Raw genomic sequence first — 15983 nt, 5'->3', positions numbered from 1 at the left:
CTTACAGGCAGGTTGCCCACGTGTTACTCACCCGTCCGCCGCTAACCAATAGGAGCAAGCTCCTATTGGTTCGCTCGACTTGCATGTATTAGGCACGCCGCCAGCGTTCGTCCTGAGCCAGGATCAAACTCTCCAAGAAAGTTGATTAGCTCATTTGTTACGTTGGCTTAGCTTCGTAATTGAAACTAAAATTTATTGTTTGTTTGCACGATTTTGTTTGTTTAGTTTTCAAAGAACAATGTCTCTATCGCTCAAAAGCGACTTTATAATCATACCAAGTTATCAACTATAAGTCAACAACTTTTTTTATTTGTTTCGCATCGCCTCAGTGACGACTTTTCATATATTACAGCATATCCAACCATTGGTCAATACTTTTTATAAATTTATTTTTATTAACAAATGTCTTATTTTTTCAAAAGGCTATGTTAAAGCTTATTGTTAATTTTGGCACCCTGTTTATTGGAGCGGAAATCAACAGGCAAGTTTAACAGAGCCTTTAAAAAAGAAAAAACCGCCTTTTTTCAGCGGTTTACGATTTAAAGTACCCAATGCTGAATTGCCGCTAAAGCGATTAGGCCAGGGATTCCTAGAAAGCCTGATATTGCGGAGGTGGCAAAATTAATGGGCACATGAATGCCATAGCGGTTTCCTGCTGCATTTAAGAAAAATAAAAATAGCGCTCCAATAACTAACTTAATGGCAGCTTGACCAACAAATCGAGCGGGCTTAAAGGGAGCTCCAGTAAATAATAGGATAATTACCAAGCCGCCTAGGATAGATATTACGATAATCGGTTCCAAAAAAGCTATCCCCCTTCTTAAGTCACTTTGATTACAACTTATGTACAAGTTGCCAAGAATAGACCTAAAAAAGGAAATAGCTTATTTATGATTTCATTAAATTAACATTTCGCTGCTTTGCTTCTCTTAATAGAAAGATATATTTTGCCTCGGCTATTTTCGTTTGACAAATTACTTCATCGGAAGGATCAAAGCTTTTTTCTAAAAGCAGCTTTTCTTGCTGCCAATGTTCTTTGAATCGATTCAGCTGCTGTAAAAGCTTTTGATTATACTCTTTACGAAGCCGCCCTTTACGCTGAAAAAACATAATAGATTCCTCCGCGTCTTCTTAAAATTCTCTTCGGCCTTCAATCGCTTTGGATAAGGTTACCTCATCTGCGTATTCAAGGTCCCCGCCCACTGGAAGTCCATGAGCAATTCTCGTTGTTTTAATTCCTGATGGCCGTAATAAACGGGAGATGTACATGGCTGTGGCCTCCCCTTCAATATTAGGGTTTGTTGCCAAGATCACTTCCATTATATTTTCATCTTGAAGACGCTTTAAGAGGTTAGGGATATTGATATCCTCTGGTCCTATCCCGTCCATTGGGGAAATCGCACCATGAAGGACATGGTACAATCCGTTGAATTCCTTCATCTTTTCCATCGCAATCACATCTTTAGGATCTTGAACAACACAGATGATGCTCTTATCCCGGCGTACGTCTTCACAAATGTAACAAGGGTCTTGATCGGTGATATGACCGCAGACAGAACAATACGTTAAATTTCGTTTGGCGTTGACAAGTGCTTTAGCAAAATCAAGCACAGTGTCTTCTTTCATACTTAAGACAAAAAAAGCCAGACGTCCGGCCGTTTTAGGACCGATACCTGGCAGCTTCATAAAGCTGTCAATCAGCTTTGAAATTGGTTCTGGATAATGCATCTTTTGCTATTCCACTCCTAAAAAGGAAGGTTCATTCCTTTTGTAAATTGCCCCATTGTATTGTTTGTTAACTCTTCTACCTTTTTAAGGGCATCATTTGTAGCAGCTAAAACAAGGTCTTGAAGCATTTCAACATCATCAGGATCAACAGCCTCAGGTTTAATAATCACGTCAACAACTTCCCTATGACCTGTTACCACAACAGTAACCATACCGCCGCCAGCTGATCCTTCAATTTTCTTTTCACCTAATTCTTCTTGTGCTTCTGCCATTTTCTTTTGCATCTTTTGCATTTGTTTCATCATATTTTGCATATTACCCATTCCGCCACCACGCATCATTACCATCTACCTCCAATTAATTAGTTAATTAGTTAGTTAGTTAGTTATTAATCAATAATTTCCACAAATTCTTCGCCAAATAATTTTTTCGCCTCGGCAATATGTGGTTCTTCTTCCTTAGGTGCTTCATTGGTTTCTCCTTCAGCACCATCATGGCTGTTCAAAAAGCTTTCGCGAATAGGCAGCCATTGATCTTCCGGAACTCCTAGGAGTACAAACCTTTTGCCCGTTAATTTATATAATGCACTATTAACCGCATCGAGAAAATCTGAACGATTCATAGCCATTTGACAAATCATCTCATGCTTAAATTTTATGATAAAAGCAGTCGCTGATGCGGCAATCGGTTCCGCATCGTTTAACAGGGCAGCTTGTGATTTTAAAAGACTTGCCCGCAATTCAGCCCAATTAGATTTAATCAGATTCAAATCACCTTTTGTTGCCTGCTTTAACACTTCATTAATTTTCCCAACCGCCGGTTGAAACGCTTTTTTGCCCGATCTTTGAGCTGGCTTTTGCGATTGCGGTGCTGCCTCTTGCGTGGAAGCCGTTACACCATTTGCCTTTAAGTGCTCAAGTTCCATCTCCAATTGCCCGATTCGTGTTAACAACTGGTCAATTTGTGCCGGTTGGGCCTGTGCTGGTTGCTTACCTTCCATTTGACATAGCTTAACGATGGCCACTTCAAGAAAAATCCTTGGATGATTTGTCCAGCGCATTTCTTGTTGTGTTTTATTCAATAGATCGATAAGTTGATAAATCTGATCCGTAGAAATCGTTTCCGCCATAGTTCGAAAATCATCATCCAGCAAAACTCTTTCCAGAGATTCTTCCAGCATTGGCGCTGTTTTGTAAAGCAGCATATCCCGATAAAATAAGATTAAATCCTCAATAAAACGCATCGGGTCTTTTCCATGAAATAAAAGTTCATCCAATGCCCCTAGCCCGCTTGCAACATCCTTTTCTCGGAATGCCAAGGCAAGTTTATTCAAAAATCCCTGTGACACCGATCCTGTAACGGTTAATGCATCCTCGACTGCGACATGGTCCTGGCTATAGGATATTGCCTGATCCAATAAACTAAGCGCATCCCGCATCCCGCCATCTGCTGCCCGTGCTATCAATTGAAGGGCGCGCTCATCACAAGCAATCCCCGATTCCTCAACAATTAATTTCATCCGTTTAACGATTGCCCCAGCAGTAATACGTCTAAAATCAAAGCGCTGACATCTTGAAATAATCGTTAAGGGGATTTTATGAGGTTCCGTTGTAGCTAAAATAAAGATGACATGCTTCGGCGGTTCTTCTAATGTTTTTAGCAAGGCATTAAAAGCGCTAATGGATAGCATATGCACTTCATCAATAATATAGACTTTGTAGTTTACAGATGTAGGTGCAAATCTAACCTTATCAAGAACATCACGCATTTCCTCCACACGTGAGTTCGAGGCCGCATCAAATTCTAACACATCTGAAATGGTTCCATCGGTTATGCCCCGGCAGGCCGCACATTCATTGCAAGGCTCTGAAACAGGTGACCGCTCACAATTGATCGCCTTTGCTAATATTTTAGCCGCACTTGTTTTTCCTGTTCCTCTTGGTCCGGAAAAAAGATATGCATGGGATATTTTTTGTTGAAGCAGGGCGTTTTGCAATGTCTTGGTTACATGTTCTTGTCCTACTACATCGAGAAATGTTTGAGGCCGCCAAACACGATATAAAGCTTGATATGCCAAAAAACACTCGCCCCCTTCAAATTTTTCATCCTTATGATTGTCTGGCTCTAACACCCAGCTGCGAGTATTCTTCGCTAAATAGGCATTTCCACTTTTCTTATTATACCTTAACCATTTTGCTTTTTACAAAATGAATCTATTTAATGTACAAAAAAACTCATCCCAAGTCTGAGATGAGTTAATTTATGTAATTTAACTGCCGTGCACCTTCCGTCGACTAACGCCCATAAGCGTTACTTAAGCAGTTAGCTCGGCCCAGGCAACCCTGCGGCACATGGGAGCGTCCACTTAATGCTGCTTCCTTCCGGACCTGACATGGTTCATGGATTCCCATTGCGCAGGACCCGGGCGTCAACACCACTTACTTAAGGCAGACCCTACAGGTCGTTAGCCTCGGGAAGGGATTCAGTCCCGCTAGAGCGGATTGCGGGTACAGGGCACCGCTACCTCCCCACCTAGCACGGCAAAGTTGATACCAAAGTTTTGTGCGTCTCTATGACGCTTTCTTAGTATACAAATATTCTCGAAAAAAAGCAATCCTTATTCACTGTCAATTTCTGTAAGGCTGTCTGTCTGCATTTTTTTCACCAGCTTTTTCCGCTCTCTTATTTTTCTAAAAAAGTCCGAGAGCATTTTCCCGCACTCTCTTTCTAAAACGCCGCGTGTAACCTCACTTTGATGGTTAAAGCGGTTGTCCTCCAATAGATTCATCAGTGTCCCCGCACAACCGCCCTTAGGGTCAACCGCACCGTACACCACTCGTTTCACTCGTGATAGAATAATCGCCCCTGCACACATTGGACATGGCTCTAACGTTACATATAATGTTGACTCTTCAAGACGCCACGACCCCAATAGTTTGCAAGCTTGATCAATAGCTAGAAGCTCAGCGTGTGCAACGGCATTTTGCTCGCTCTCACGTAAATTGTGGGCCCTCGCGACAATCTTTCCGTCTATGACCAGCACCGCACCAATCGGTACTTCATTTAATTGTTCTGCTTTTTTCGCTTCCTCTATGGCTTCTTTCATAAAATATTCATCTTGTGTGTCCTCACTTGTCATGATATTCCCCCCTTTTACATATCTAGGCACTAGAATAAAAACGATTCTCTCACTAATACACAGGAAAATTATCAACATTATATCATGTATCCGTATCTGTCCTCATAACATAGTTTTAGCGTATGTTTGTTGGGAGGGATACGGATGCAAATCCATGTGATAAAAGCAAATGAATCATTAACAACAATTGCAAGAACATATCATACAACCGTACAGGACATTGTAGAGGCCAACGATTTACCGAATCCAAATAATCTTGTCATTGGACAGTCACTTGTGATCCCAATTATTGGACACTTTTACTTCGTGCAGCCAGGCGACTCTTTATTCACCATTTCCAGAAAGTTCGGCGTCCCTTACCAGGAGATTGCCACCGTCAACCGGATTAACCCTAATCAACCGCTTAATGTCGGTTTTCGTCTCTACATTCCCCAGGGCCGAAAAAGAAATGCCGAATTTAACGCGTATGTTGAACCGCGCGGCACTACTGTAGCCCCTGTCTTAGAATCCAGTGCCCGTGAGGCCGCACCCTATCTAACCTATTTAGCCCCATTTAGCTTTCAAGCACGCCGAGACGGCACTTTAAAGGAACCCTTACTGAATAACTTCCCTGCCATTGCTAAAGCCAACCGTAACGTCTTAATGATGGTCATTAATAACCAAGAGAATGATCAGTTTAACGATGAGCTCGGACGAATTTTATTAAATGATATCGCGATTCAAGATAAATTTCTAGGGAACATTGTCTCCACTGCTAATAAGTATGGATTCCGTGATATTCACTTTGACTTTGAGTTTTTGCGTCCGGCTGACCGTGAGGCTTATAATCGCTTTTTACGAAAGGCAAAACAAAGATTCTCCAGGCAAGGCTGGCTCATGTCAACCGCCCTTGCTCCAAAGACAAGTGCCACGCAAAAAGGAAAATGGTACGAGGGGCATGATTATAAGGCACATGGGGAGATTGCAGACTTTGTAGTCATTATGACCTATGAGTGGGGCTATAGCGGCGGCCCTGCGATGGCCGTATCGCCTATCGATCAAGTGAGAAGAGTATTGGAATACGCTGTAACTGATATTCCTGCGAATAAGATTATGATGGGGCAAAACCTCTATGGCTATGATTGGACCCTGCCATTTGTCCAAGGATCTGTAGCCAAAGCAGTGAGTCCACAGCAGGCCATACAGCTCGCCGCAAGCCACAATGTTCCAATTCAATATGACACAAAGGCCCAGGCACCATTTTTTAGATATACAGATGCGGGCAAGCAGCATGAAGTTTGGTTTGAAGACGCCCGTTCGATCCAGGCAAAGTTTGACTTAATTAAAGAGTTAAATATTAGGGGCATGAGTTATTGGAAACTCGGTCTTGCCTTCCCGCAAAACTGGCTGCTAATCGTCGATAATTTCAATGTTACAAAACGTCCGTCCTAAATATATAATTCTACAAAAACTGCCGAAATTCGGCAGTTTTTTCATATATTTGACAAAAAACATATTTCTTCTAAATATTCCTTATCCCTTCCTGAGTAAGATTATGATAAAATAAATCTTGCATGTTTTTTAGTGACTATATATCCAGATTTTTTGGTAAAACATAGATTGAAGGCAGTTGGAGAAGGAGGACTTGCAATGGGGGGTACACCCTTTATAACCGTTGAAGGGCCGATTGGTGTTGGAAAAACATCTCTCGCAAAAGCCATTTCAGCGCAATTTGAATTTGCATTACTAAAAGAGATTGTTGATGAGAATCCATTTTTAGGGAAATTCTATGAAAATATTGAGGAGTGGAGTTTTCAAACGGAAATGTTTTTCCTCTGCAATCGCTTTAAGCAATTAGGGGATATCAATACCCATTTCTTAAGTCAAAATCAATCAGTCGTAGCGGATTATCATATTTTTAAGAATTTAATTTTTGCTAAGCGTTCATTAAATATGGATGAGTATCAAAAATATTATAAAATTTATCAAATACTAACCGAAGATATGCCGAAGCCTAATGTCATTATTTATTTAAATGCCAGCTTAGATACACTTCTAAAACGAATCAAAATAAGAGGGCGTGAAGTGGAAAAGAATCTCAGCCCCTTATATTTAGAGCAGTTATCGCTTGACTATGAAGAATCAATGACGATCTTTGAAAAAGAACATCCAGAAATACCAGTTCTTCGCTTTAGTGGGGATGAATTGGATTTTGTCAAAAATGAACAAGATTTAAACTATATTTTTGAACAGTTATCATTAGCTTTAAAAAAAGGCAGCTGGACTAAAACATTATAGAACAGGGGGATGTTAGTGAGTATCGTTATTGGTGGTATGATTGGTCTTGGAAAAACAAGTGTAGCAGACACATTGAATGCACACTTTCAAAATAAAGGAATTGAGAGTAAGGTGTTTTATGAAGCGGTGGATGATAACCCCATTCTTCCTCTCTATTATGAGCTGACACCTGAAGAATTAGATGCAAAAAGAATCCCTTTCCTTCTTCAATTATTCTTTTTAAATAAACGCTTTAAAACCGTTAAAGAATGTGTCAGTTGGAAAGAGCCTGTTTATACAATTCAAGACCGTTCCATTTATGAAGATTGGTATTTTGCTTATGTAAATAAATCGCTAGGCAGAATATCTGATTTGGAATTTAAAATATATGAAGATCTAGTGGAAAACATGTTAGAAGAACTAAATGAACTTCCAAAAAAAGCGCCAGATTTAATGGTTTATTTAAAAGGATCGTTTGATACGGTTATTGATCGGATTATGGCCCGCGGCAGAAGCTTCGAAATTAACCCCGAGCTAAAAGAATATTACTTCGAAGTGTGGAAGGGTTATGATGAATGGGTTATGAATCAATACGCCGCTAGTGAGGTATTGGTGATTGATATGGATACGACAGACGTCGTAAAAAACGCAGAAGATGCAACTAAGGTTTGCCTTGCGGTGGAAGATAAATTAAAAGAAATCCTAAATTTAAGAACAGCACATATTGGGTAATCCAATATGTGTTTTTTATTTATTAGTGGAAGCACCCTTTCATTACATCCAAAAAAGCAAAAAAATCCGTTACATAATATGTAACGAACTTTTATCTCCAGCTTTTATGCGCGATTATTAAAGATTAATGGAGGAGGAAGAGGGATTCGAACCCCCGCGCGGTATGACCCGCCTGTCGGTTTTCAAGACCGATCCCTTCAGCCAAACTTGGGTATTCCTCCGTATCAACAAAATATAATTTACCACATTCATTTTACTATGTCAACATAGTAAATAAAAAAACTGGACAAATATTTTATCTGCCCAGTTTTTGTTTATTTACATCGGTGCAATCACATCACGATTGCCCATATACGGGCGTAAGACTGCAGGAATAGCAACACTTCCATCAGCTTGTTGATAATTTTCTAAGATGGCAGCGACCGTGCGGCCAATCGCAAGACCTGAACCATTTAAAGTGTGAACATGCTCCGGCTTAGCCTTTGGTTCGCGACGGAAACGAATGTTTGCCCTTCTTGCCTGAAAGGCCTCAAAGTTACTGCAAGAAGATATTTCTCGATACGTTCCATAGCTTGGAATCCAAACTTCAATATCATACTTTTTCGCAGCAGTGAAGCCAAGGTCACCCGTACACATGCTTAGCACACGGTATGGCAGCTCGAGTAATTGTAATACCCGTTCCGCGTCATTTGTCAGCTTTTCAAGTTCATCATAAGAATCCTCAGGCTTAACAAACTTCACAAGTTCCACCTTATTGAATTGATGCTGGCGAATCAAGCCACGTGTATCGCGGCCCGCAGAGCCTGCCTCAGAACGGAAACATGCACTGTAGGCCGCAAAGCGGATTGGCAGGGTTTCCGCACTTAAAATTTCATCACGATGAAGATTGGTAACAGGGACTTCAGCTGTTGGAATCAGGAAGTAATCTTCATTTTCAATCAAAAAGGCATCTTCTTCAAACTTAGGAAGCTGGCCTGTTCCAGTCATGCTCGCCCGGTTGACTAAATATGGCGGTAAAATTTCTGTATACCCATGCTCATCGACGTGAAGGTCTAACATAAAGCTCATTAATGCACGTTCTAAACGAGCCCCTAACCCTTTATAAAAGACAAAGCGACTTCCCGTTACCTTCCCAGCCCGTTCAAAATCAAGTATTCCTAGCTGATCAGCAATATCCCAATGCGGCTTCGCTTCAAATTCAAACTCGCGTACAGTGCCCCATTGTCTAATTTCAATATTATCCTCTTCAGTTTCGCCAACAGGAACACTTTCATGCGGGATATTTGGAATGCTAAGCATCAACAGTTCTAAGGATTCTTCCACCACTCGTAGTTCATCATCATACGTTTTGATTTGGTCACCGACCTCACGCATTTCATTGATCAAATGATCGGCATCCTGCTTTTCACGCTTTAATGCTGCAACCTGTTGAGAAACCTCATTCCGGCGGCTTTTTAACTTTTCTGTTTCCACAATCAATTCACGTCTTCTGAGGTCAAGCTCTTCAAATTGATCGAGAGCAGATAGATCTTCCCCTCGATTTTGAAGCTTTTCTTTTACTTCTGCAAAATTGGCTCTTAATACTTTAATATCTAGCATACACTTGGCACTCCTTTTTATAAAAATTTTGAGATGAGACGACACTGCACGGGCGCTTCCGCTTAAAAATAAAAAAACTCCCGCCCCTAGAACAGGGACGAGAGTTACTCGCGATACCACCCTGGTTGACAGAAAAAACTGTCCACCTCGAAAAAACGTTAACGGTTTCTAACCGAAAGTACATACTGACCTCTAATGAGCTGTTCCGCACCTTGCTCGAGGAGGGATTCACAAGTTTCATCCACCGGTTCACACCACCCACCGGCTCTCTTGTAGAATGAGGCTCTTGTTACTAGTTCCTCTCATTGCTTTGATCATTATTATGATTTTGTATTACTTAATTTACTATAATTATCAACCAAATGCAACCAGATTATTCCTCATTAACGAGTTTCACCTTATACTAATTGTTTGTGCTTAGCTTCCTTCACCATCTTGACGAAGTATGCGGTAAGGTCATGGTTATCTGTTAACTCTGGATGAAAGGAACAGCCAAGAAATTGACCTTCTCGTGCGGCGACGATGCGGTCATTATGCTTGGACAAAATTTCAACATTTTCGCCCGCTTCCACGATGTGCGGTGCACGGATGAATACAGCTGGGAAGCTTTCAGCAACATCTTTAATCGCAAGGTCTGCCTCGAAGCTATCTACTTGACGGCCAAATGAGTTGCGTTCCACTCTAATGTCCATCACACCGATATGTGATTCATCATAGCCAACAAGGTTTTTTGCTAAAAGAATGAGACCTGCGCACGTACCGAACATAGGTTTTCCTTCTTTAGCAAACTCCTTAAGAGCATCCATAAAATCATATTTGTCAATTAAACGTCGCATTGCCGTGCTTTCACCGCCGGGAAGAATGAGGCCATCAACTTCTTGTAGCTGTTCTTTTCTTTTGATGGCAACCGCTTCAACACCGCAAGCTTCTATCGAGCTCATATGTTCACGGACGGCACCTTGTAGTGCAAGTACGCCTATTTTAATCATAAAAATACCCCTTTTAGCGTTTTGAACTTCGATGACTGTCTAGCTCCAAGCTCCATCGGCTCTTTGGTCTAAGCCGATAAACAGGAGCCTTCCGCTTTTCTAATTACCATCCACGCTCCTGCATGCGCGCTTCAGGTGCTAGTGATGAAATTTCAATTCCCTTCATTGGTGTTCCAAGGTCTTTTGAAAGTTCAGCAATCAATTTGTAGTCTTGATAATGTGTAGTAGCTTCAACAATTGCTCTAGCAAATTTAGCAGGGTTTTCTGATTTAAAGATACCAGAGCCTACGAATACGCCGTCCGCACCTAATTGCATCATCAATGCCGCATCAGCAGGTGTTGCTACACCGCCAGCAGCAAAGTTAACAACTGGAAGTTTGCCAAGACGCTTAATTTCAAGAAGGATTTCATATGGTGCACCTAGTAGTTTCGCTTCAGTCATTAGCTCGTCCTCATTCATAGCAACCACTTTACGAACTTGTGCATTTACCTTACGAATATGACGGACTGCTTCAACGATATTACCAGTTCCAGGCTCGCCCTTTGTACGAAGCATAGAAGCCCCTTCACCGATCCTGCGGGCAGCCTCACCAAGATCACGACAGCCGCACACAAACGGAACAGTAAAGTCTCTTTTATTTAAATGGAATTCCTCATCAGCAGGAGTTAATACTTCACTCTCATCGATATAATCCACACCCATTGCTTCAAGCACGCGTGCTTCGACAATATGACCGATTCTTCCTTTAGCCATAACAGGGATCGTCACAGCACCCATAACTGCCTCAATGATTCTTGGGTCAGCCATTCTTGCTACACCGCCGGCTGCACGGATATCTGAAGGCACACGTTCTAATGCCATTACTGCTACCGCACCTGCTTCTTCAGCAATTTTAGCTTGCTCCGCATTGACAACGTCCATGATGACGCCGCCCTTTTGCATTTCAGCCATACCACGTTTTACGAGATCCGTACCTGTTTTCATTATTAAATCCCCCTAATGAATCTTTTTAATATTAAGAAAAATTTTCTTATGATTTTGGAAATCTCTATTAATTTAGTCGGAATTATTTTAATCCCATAATGACATTAAAGCAACAAAAAAGGACTCCTGTCAAGACAAGAATCCATTTCATTTACATCCTATTATTTCCACTTTACCAACTTTCTGGTTATATTTGACTAGAACCAGCCTTTTACAGTAGTGGAAATCCCATGCCATACATCGCCAAAGAAGTTACCGATGCCTCTCATCATTAACACAAACCAGTTTGATTTTTCTACATCTTGTACAGCAACCACATCAACCTTCACCGATTGTTGCCCTTCTGCTGTTAAGAAGCTAACTTTTTCACCAGTTTTTGGAGCAATAGTTAAATAACCAACCTTCTCACCTTTTTTAACTGGTGCCGTTAACTCGCCCTCTTTATTTAGTTTCTTTTTATCGAGGACTAGTACAGGTTGATAATTTTGTTTACCGCCATTAGGAATCATCATAGTAAGGGCAGATTTTGTATAGATTTTAACTTGATCTTCTTTTCCCTTTGTAACAGAGACCGTCTTTTGTCCCTTTACTTGGTAGTGTTTAGGCACAAGCTCTTCTTTGGTGAAATTAGTAAATGCATAATCCAGCATTTTTTTCGTTTCGCCAAATCGTGCTTTATACCCATCGTCTTTCCCGCTAACATCCTTTGCATTTTGGACAACCGTTATAAATCGTTTTCCATCTCTGCTTGCTGTCCCTGTAAAACAGTAGCCGGCAAAATCAGTTGTACCGGTTTTAAGCCCGTCCATACCTTGATAGCCATAAACCAATGTTGGCAGCATCCAGTTCCAGTTTTGCATTTCAATTCGATCGTCTGTACCCTCACGAAATACCTTTTTTGGAGTGCTGGCTGTTTTTAGAACATCTGGATAATCATTAATAAGATGAAATGCTAACGTCGCCACGTCACGAGGGGACATAACATTTTCTTCCTCAGCACCAGTTCCTTGCGGCTGGTCCCCATTATAATCTTTATTATTCAAACCAGTTGAATTTACAAATTTACTATTTTTTAAGCCTAATTTTTTTGCTTTGTCATTCATCATCTTCACGAAATTGGTTTCTGAACCACCAATGATTTCAGCAAGAGCAATGGTTGTCCCATTTGCAGAATAAATAGCCATAGCTTCATATAATTCTCGAACATTATATTTTTCACCAAGGCGTAAAGGGACATTCGATAAACCCGTAGGCTGTGAGATCTTATAAACAAGATCACTTACCGTATATTCCTGATCCCATTTCACCTTTCCATGTTTCACCGCATCAAGTAAAAGATATTCCGTCATCATCTTCGTCATACTAGCAATACCTAATGGACTATCAGCATTCTTTGCATATAAAACTTTACCTGTTTGTCCATCAACCAAAATAGCTCCGTCTGCATTCACATTTAACGCTGCGTCTGCCTTAGCTATATCAACACCAGCAAATAGTCCAAAAAACAAAATAAGTGCCAGCGCACTGGCAATACATTTCTGATAAAAATGTTTGTTCACTTTAACGCCCTCCATGAATTTATACACCTTGGTTATTTTAACATAAGTCCATAGTAAATCATAGACGGAGCTATGAACCATCTTATGGCTATTTTTGAAAATTACTCAAACTTTAATAGGTCTATTTTCATAAAAAAACAGAGAAGTTATCACTTCTCTGTTTTTAAGATTATAGTGAGTAATTTGGAGCCTCTTTCGTTATTTGAACGTCATGTGGATGGCTCTCTCTTAACCCCGCACCGGTCATTTTAATAAATTGTGCTTTTGTTCTTAATTCCTCTAAATCTTTGGTTCCGCAATAACCCATACCGGATCTGAGTCCGCCAAGCAGTTGGTAAACAGTCTCTGCTAACGGTCCTTTATATGGGATTCGACCCTCGATACCTTCTGGAACGAACTTTTTATTATCCTCTTGGAAATAGCGGTCTTTCGACCCCTTTTCCATTGCTGCTACTGAACCCATTCCGCGATAGACCTTAAAGCGGCGGCCTTGGAAAATTTCTGTCTCCCCAGGGCTCTCTGTTACCCCTGCCAATAAACTGCCGAGCATAACGGCATGTCCGCCTGCTGCTAGGGCTTTTACGATATCACCTGAGTATTTGATGCCGCCATCTGCAATAATCGTCTTGCCGTGCTTCATCGCTTCTCCAGCACAATCATAGACAGCGGTAATTTGTGGTACACCCACACCTGCTACGACCCTGGTTGTACAAATTGAACCAGGTCCAATTCCTACTTTAACAACATCCGCTCCTGCCTCAATTAAGGTTTTGGTTGCTTCTGCTGTTGCCACGTTTCCAGCAATAATGGTGAGATTAGGATACGCCGTTCTGATTTCCTTTACCATATCGATGACACCTTTTGAATGTCCATGGGCTGTATCTAGTACAATCACATCGACATTCGCTTTAACAAGTGCATCCACGCGTTTCATTGTATCGCTTGTTACACCGACAGCAGCTCCGGCTAATAATCGTCCCTGGCTGTCCTTTGCAGAGTTAGGAAATTCAATTACCTTTTCGATATCCTTAATCGTAATTAACCCTTTTAACACACCCTGCTCATTAACAAGCGGTAGTTTTTCAATTTTGTAACGCTGCAGAATTTTCTCTGCCTCTTTTAACGTAGTTCCGACTGGGGCCGTTACAAGATTCTCCTTGGTCATCACGTCGGAAATTTTAAATGAATAATCTTGGATAAAACGAAGATCCCTATTCGTGATAATTCCTATTAGCCTTTGTTCATCCAAGTTATTAACAATCGGTACTCCGGAAATACGATATTTCCCCATTAGATGCTCTGCATCAAATACTTGGTGTTCTGGAGTTAAGAAGAACGGGTCAGTTATAACCCCGCTTTCAGACCTCTTTACCTTCTCCACTTGCTCTGCTTGCTGCTCGATGGTCATATTCTTATGAATAATCCCTAAGCCGCCTTGACGAGCCATTGAAATGGCCATTTCTGATTCTGTTACTGTGTCCATCCCAGCACTTATGATAGGAATGTTTAACTTTACAGTTGGCGATAATTCTACTTGCAGATTTACATCTCTTGGCAATACTTCAGATTTACCAGGAATTAATAACACATCATCAAACGTTAAACCTTCTTTTGAAAATTTACTTTCCCACATTTTTATGGCCCCCAGGAAAAAAATATTATTTGTAGGTTATCAATTGGATAAAATACTGTCAAGGAATAAATATTAGTCAGATTCTTCTGAAAAAGGTGATATTGTCTTGAGTACTCAATATAAAGGTTGGAAAAGCTACTCTTGTTTCTTCTCGGCAGAATACTGCCAGCAATTTTTGAAAAATTGTTATCAAAAGCGCAACATCGAGAATCCAGAGCAAAAAAGCTATGAAAACTGTTATGCGTTTTTATATTATCTTGAACACGGACAAATTTATTATCAACAAGCAAGTAGTTCTCCACTTATTATAAAACCAATTTTACTTTTTTATGGTCTTGTCCATTTAATTAAAGCATGTATATTAACAAAAGACCCTGCTTATCCTGAAACAACGGCGGTTTTGGCTCACGGTGTGTCAACAAGAAAAAGGAAGAAGCAGAATTATCAATTCTTTCAAGATGAAGTTAAATTCCAAAAAAATGGACTTTTCCCCTTCATCTCTGAAAAATTGTTTCACATGAAACAATTGGAAGGGGAGAAAGTCATTATGGAGGAATTACTAAAGCTTATACCAGAATTAGATGAATTATTCTTTTTACTTGATGGGAAAAGGACATTTATGAAACTGCAGGTCGATCAGGATCAGCTTGTCATACCAGAAACAGTATTAGATCAGTTCCATATGACAGATAGTCGCTTCAAAGAATTTTTGGTATCGAAATTTGAAAAAGGAGTGGAGTTTTCAAAGGAGGGGCTGTCTTTCTCGATGAATAAGGATTCTCTGTCAGGCAGCTCACCGCTAAAGTTTCATTTGGAGGAAAACTATTATGCGCTGCCCCTCAATAAAGACAACTATTTTAATTTTCCTGAGCTGCTGATTCATTATTTATTACTTTACAATTTAAGTATGATTGCACGCTATGAAACGGAGTGGTGGAGTGAGCTGACAAAGATGATGCCTAACCGGGATTATCCTTTCATTTGTTCATTCCTTGATGTCACCATACAAAAAGGACCGTTTTTGGTTTATCAGTTTTTGATGAAATGAACCTGTCTGAGTGCCCTTTCTTGGTGTACAGGCACTTTGAACCTCTCAGAGTGCCCTGGCACTTTACTTTTCTGCCAGCATGGGCACTGTGAACCCCTCAGAGTGCCCGGGCACTGTACTTTTCAGCCTACATGGGCACTGTGAACTCCTCAGAGTGCCTGGGCACTGTACTTTCCCGTCTGCCTGGGCATTGTGAACTTTTCTATAGACCAGTCAGTATTACTTCCTCTTTACTTGTACTTTAAATCACCTATTATCTATATCAAACAATTTTTTCCACAAAAAAAAACAACCCATTCAGGTTGTCTTTGATAT

Annotated in this window: 15 protein-coding genes, 1 tRNA gene, 1 rRNA gene, 1 other RNA gene and 1 other annotated feature; of the genes, 4 read left to right on the top strand and 14 right to left on the bottom strand. The window is 40.7% G+C overall.

All coding sequences use genetic code 11. The annotated features are described in order from the left end of the window. The 8 genes from ACJ004_RS29640 to tadA all read right to left on the bottom strand — a co-directional run. Positions 1-139, bottom strand: a 16S ribosomal RNA gene (locus ACJ004_RS29640); the annotation flags it as partial. A gap of 400 nt (positions 140-539) precedes the next feature. Further along, positions 540-803 carry a pro-sigmaK processing inhibitor BofA family protein gene (locus tag ACJ004_RS29635; protein WP_410896668.1) on the bottom strand — a complete coding sequence of 88 codons (264 nt, stop codon included), beginning with the start codon at positions 801-803 and terminating at the stop codon, positions 540-542. A gap of 85 nt (positions 804-888) precedes the next feature. After that, on the bottom strand, positions 889-1110 hold the full coding sequence (locus tag ACJ004_RS29630; RefSeq protein ID WP_410896667.1) for a YaaL family protein: 222 nt from the start codon (positions 1108-1110) through the stop codon (positions 889-891). A 21-nt stretch (positions 1111-1131) separates the two neighbouring features. Next, the gene (gene recR / locus ACJ004_RS29625) at positions 1132-1728 is read right to left on the bottom strand and encodes a recombination mediator RecR (RefSeq protein ID WP_218351538.1); all 597 of its coding nucleotides are present in this window, start codon (positions 1726-1728) and stop codon (positions 1132-1134) included. A 17-nt stretch (positions 1729-1745) separates the two neighbouring features. Next, positions 1746-2069 carry a YbaB/EbfC family nucleoid-associated protein gene (locus ACJ004_RS29620; protein ID WP_410896666.1) on the bottom strand — a complete coding sequence of 108 codons (324 nt, stop codon included), beginning with the start codon at positions 2067-2069 and terminating at the stop codon, positions 1746-1748. A 47-nt stretch (positions 2070-2116) separates the two neighbouring features. Beyond that, entirely contained in the window at positions 2117-3805 is a 1689-nt protein-coding gene (gene dnaX, locus ACJ004_RS29615) for a DNA polymerase III subunit gamma/tau (protein ID WP_410896665.1), read from the bottom strand. A gap of 199 nt (positions 3806-4004) precedes the next feature. Beyond that, positions 4005-4269, bottom strand: an RNA gene (gene ffs / locus ACJ004_RS29610) — signal recognition particle sRNA large type. A gap of 76 nt (positions 4270-4345) precedes the next feature. Further along, positions 4346-4867 carry a tRNA adenosine(34) deaminase TadA gene (gene tadA, locus ACJ004_RS29605; protein ID WP_410896664.1) on the bottom strand — a complete coding sequence of 174 codons (522 nt, stop codon included), beginning with the start codon at positions 4865-4867 and terminating at the stop codon, positions 4346-4348. Positions 4868-5011: 144 nt separating this feature from the next. On the opposite strand from tadA, the gene ACJ004_RS29600 reads away from it, so the two are divergent. From ACJ004_RS29600 to ACJ004_RS29590, 3 genes are all read left to right on the top strand, one after another. Then, positions 5012-6298 (top strand): LysM peptidoglycan-binding domain-containing protein, encoded by a 1287-nt coding sequence (locus tag ACJ004_RS29600; protein ID WP_410896663.1) that lies wholly within the window; start codon positions 5012-5014, stop codon positions 6296-6298. 198 nt (positions 6299-6496) lie between these two features. Further along, positions 6497-7144: a deoxynucleoside kinase gene (locus ACJ004_RS29595; RefSeq protein ID WP_410896662.1), complete on the top strand. Its 648-nt coding sequence runs from the start codon at positions 6497-6499 to the stop codon at positions 7142-7144. Positions 7145-7153: 9 nt separating this feature from the next. Continuing rightward, positions 7154-7855, top strand: coding sequence for a deoxynucleoside kinase (locus tag ACJ004_RS29590; protein ID WP_410896661.1), 702 nt, complete (start codon positions 7154-7156; stop codon positions 7853-7855). A 128-nt stretch (positions 7856-7983) separates the two neighbouring features. Here ACJ004_RS29590 and ACJ004_RS29585 read toward each other — a convergent pair. From ACJ004_RS29585 to guaB, 6 genes are all read right to left on the bottom strand, one after another. Then, positions 7984-8076 (bottom strand) — tRNA-Ser (locus tag ACJ004_RS29585). 97 nt (positions 8077-8173) lie between these two features. Beyond that, positions 8174-9454 carry a serine--tRNA ligase gene (serS, locus tag ACJ004_RS29580; RefSeq protein WP_410896660.1) on the bottom strand — a complete coding sequence of 427 codons (1281 nt, stop codon included), beginning with the start codon at positions 9452-9454 and terminating at the stop codon, positions 8174-8176. A gap of 90 nt (positions 9455-9544) precedes the next feature. After that, positions 9545-9769, bottom strand: a binding site (T-box leader). 83 nt (positions 9770-9852) lie between these two features. After that, entirely contained in the window at positions 9853-10443 is a 591-nt protein-coding gene (pdxT, locus tag ACJ004_RS29575) for a pyridoxal 5'-phosphate synthase glutaminase subunit PdxT (protein ID WP_410896659.1), read from the bottom strand. A gap of 103 nt (positions 10444-10546) precedes the next feature. Continuing rightward, positions 10547-11431, bottom strand: coding sequence for a pyridoxal 5'-phosphate synthase lyase subunit PdxS (gene pdxS / locus ACJ004_RS29570; protein WP_410896669.1), 885 nt, complete (start codon positions 11429-11431; stop codon positions 10547-10549). Between the two features lie 194 nt (positions 11432-11625). Beyond that, positions 11626-13002: a D-alanyl-D-alanine carboxypeptidase family protein gene (locus ACJ004_RS29565; protein WP_410896658.1), complete on the bottom strand. Its 1377-nt coding sequence runs from the start codon at positions 13000-13002 to the stop codon at positions 11626-11628. 154 nt (positions 13003-13156) lie between these two features. Next, a complete protein-coding gene (gene guaB, locus ACJ004_RS29560) occupies positions 13157-14620 on the bottom strand; it encodes an IMP dehydrogenase (RefSeq protein WP_410896657.1) in 1464 nt (487 codons plus the stop codon). A gap of 106 nt (positions 14621-14726) precedes the next feature. On the opposite strand from guaB, the gene ACJ004_RS29555 reads away from it, so the two are divergent. Then, entirely contained in the window at positions 14727-15668 is a 942-nt protein-coding gene (locus tag ACJ004_RS29555; RefSeq protein WP_410896656.1) for a YaaC family protein, read from the top strand. Positions 15669-15983 lie beyond the last annotated feature (315 nt).

The organism is Neobacillus sp. 204, assembly GCF_046562815.1.
In the GTDB taxonomy this organism is placed as follows: domain Bacteria; phylum Bacillota; class Bacilli; order Bacillales; family Cytobacillaceae; genus Neobacillus.
This window is presented reverse-complemented; position numbering and strand designations above follow the sequence as displayed.

Bases quoted from the DNA above. Each gene is read 5' to 3' on its own strand.
- ACJ004_RS29630 (WP_410896667.1), bottom strand. From the start codon at position 1,110: ATGTTTTTTCAGCGTAAAGGGCGGCTTCGTAAAGAGTATAATCAAAAG.
- recR (WP_218351538.1), bottom strand. From the start codon at position 1,728: ATGCATTATCCAGAACCAATTTCAAAGCTGATTGACAGCTTTATGAAG.
- ACJ004_RS29620 (WP_410896666.1), bottom strand. From the start codon at position 2,069: ATGATGCGTGGTGGCGGAATGGGTAATATGCAAAATATGATGAAACAA.
- tadA (WP_410896664.1), bottom strand. From the start codon at position 4,867: ATGACAAGTGAGGACACACAAGATGAATATTTTATGAAAGAAGCCATA.
- ACJ004_RS29600 (WP_410896663.1), top strand. From the start codon at position 5,012: ATGCAAATCCATGTGATAAAAGCAAATGAATCATTAACAACAATTGCA.
- ACJ004_RS29595 (WP_410896662.1), top strand. From the start codon at position 6,497: ATGGGGGGTACACCCTTTATAACCGTTGAAGGGCCGATTGGTGTTGGA.
- ACJ004_RS29590 (WP_410896661.1), top strand. From the start codon at position 7,154: ATGTTAGTGAGTATCGTTATTGGTGGTATGATTGGTCTTGGAAAAACA.
- serS (WP_410896660.1), bottom strand. From the start codon at position 9,454: ATGCTAGATATTAAAGTATTAAGAGCCAATTTTGCAGAAGTAAAAGAA.
- pdxT (WP_410896659.1), bottom strand. From the start codon at position 10,443: ATGATTAAAATAGGCGTACTTGCACTACAAGGTGCCGTCCGTGAACAT.
- ACJ004_RS29565 (WP_410896658.1), bottom strand. From the start codon at position 13,002: ATGGAGGGCGTTAAAGTGAACAAACATTTTTATCAGAAATGTATTGCC.
- guaB (WP_410896657.1), bottom strand. From the start codon at position 14,620: ATGTGGGAAAGTAAATTTTCAAAAGAAGGTTTAACGTTTGATGATGTG.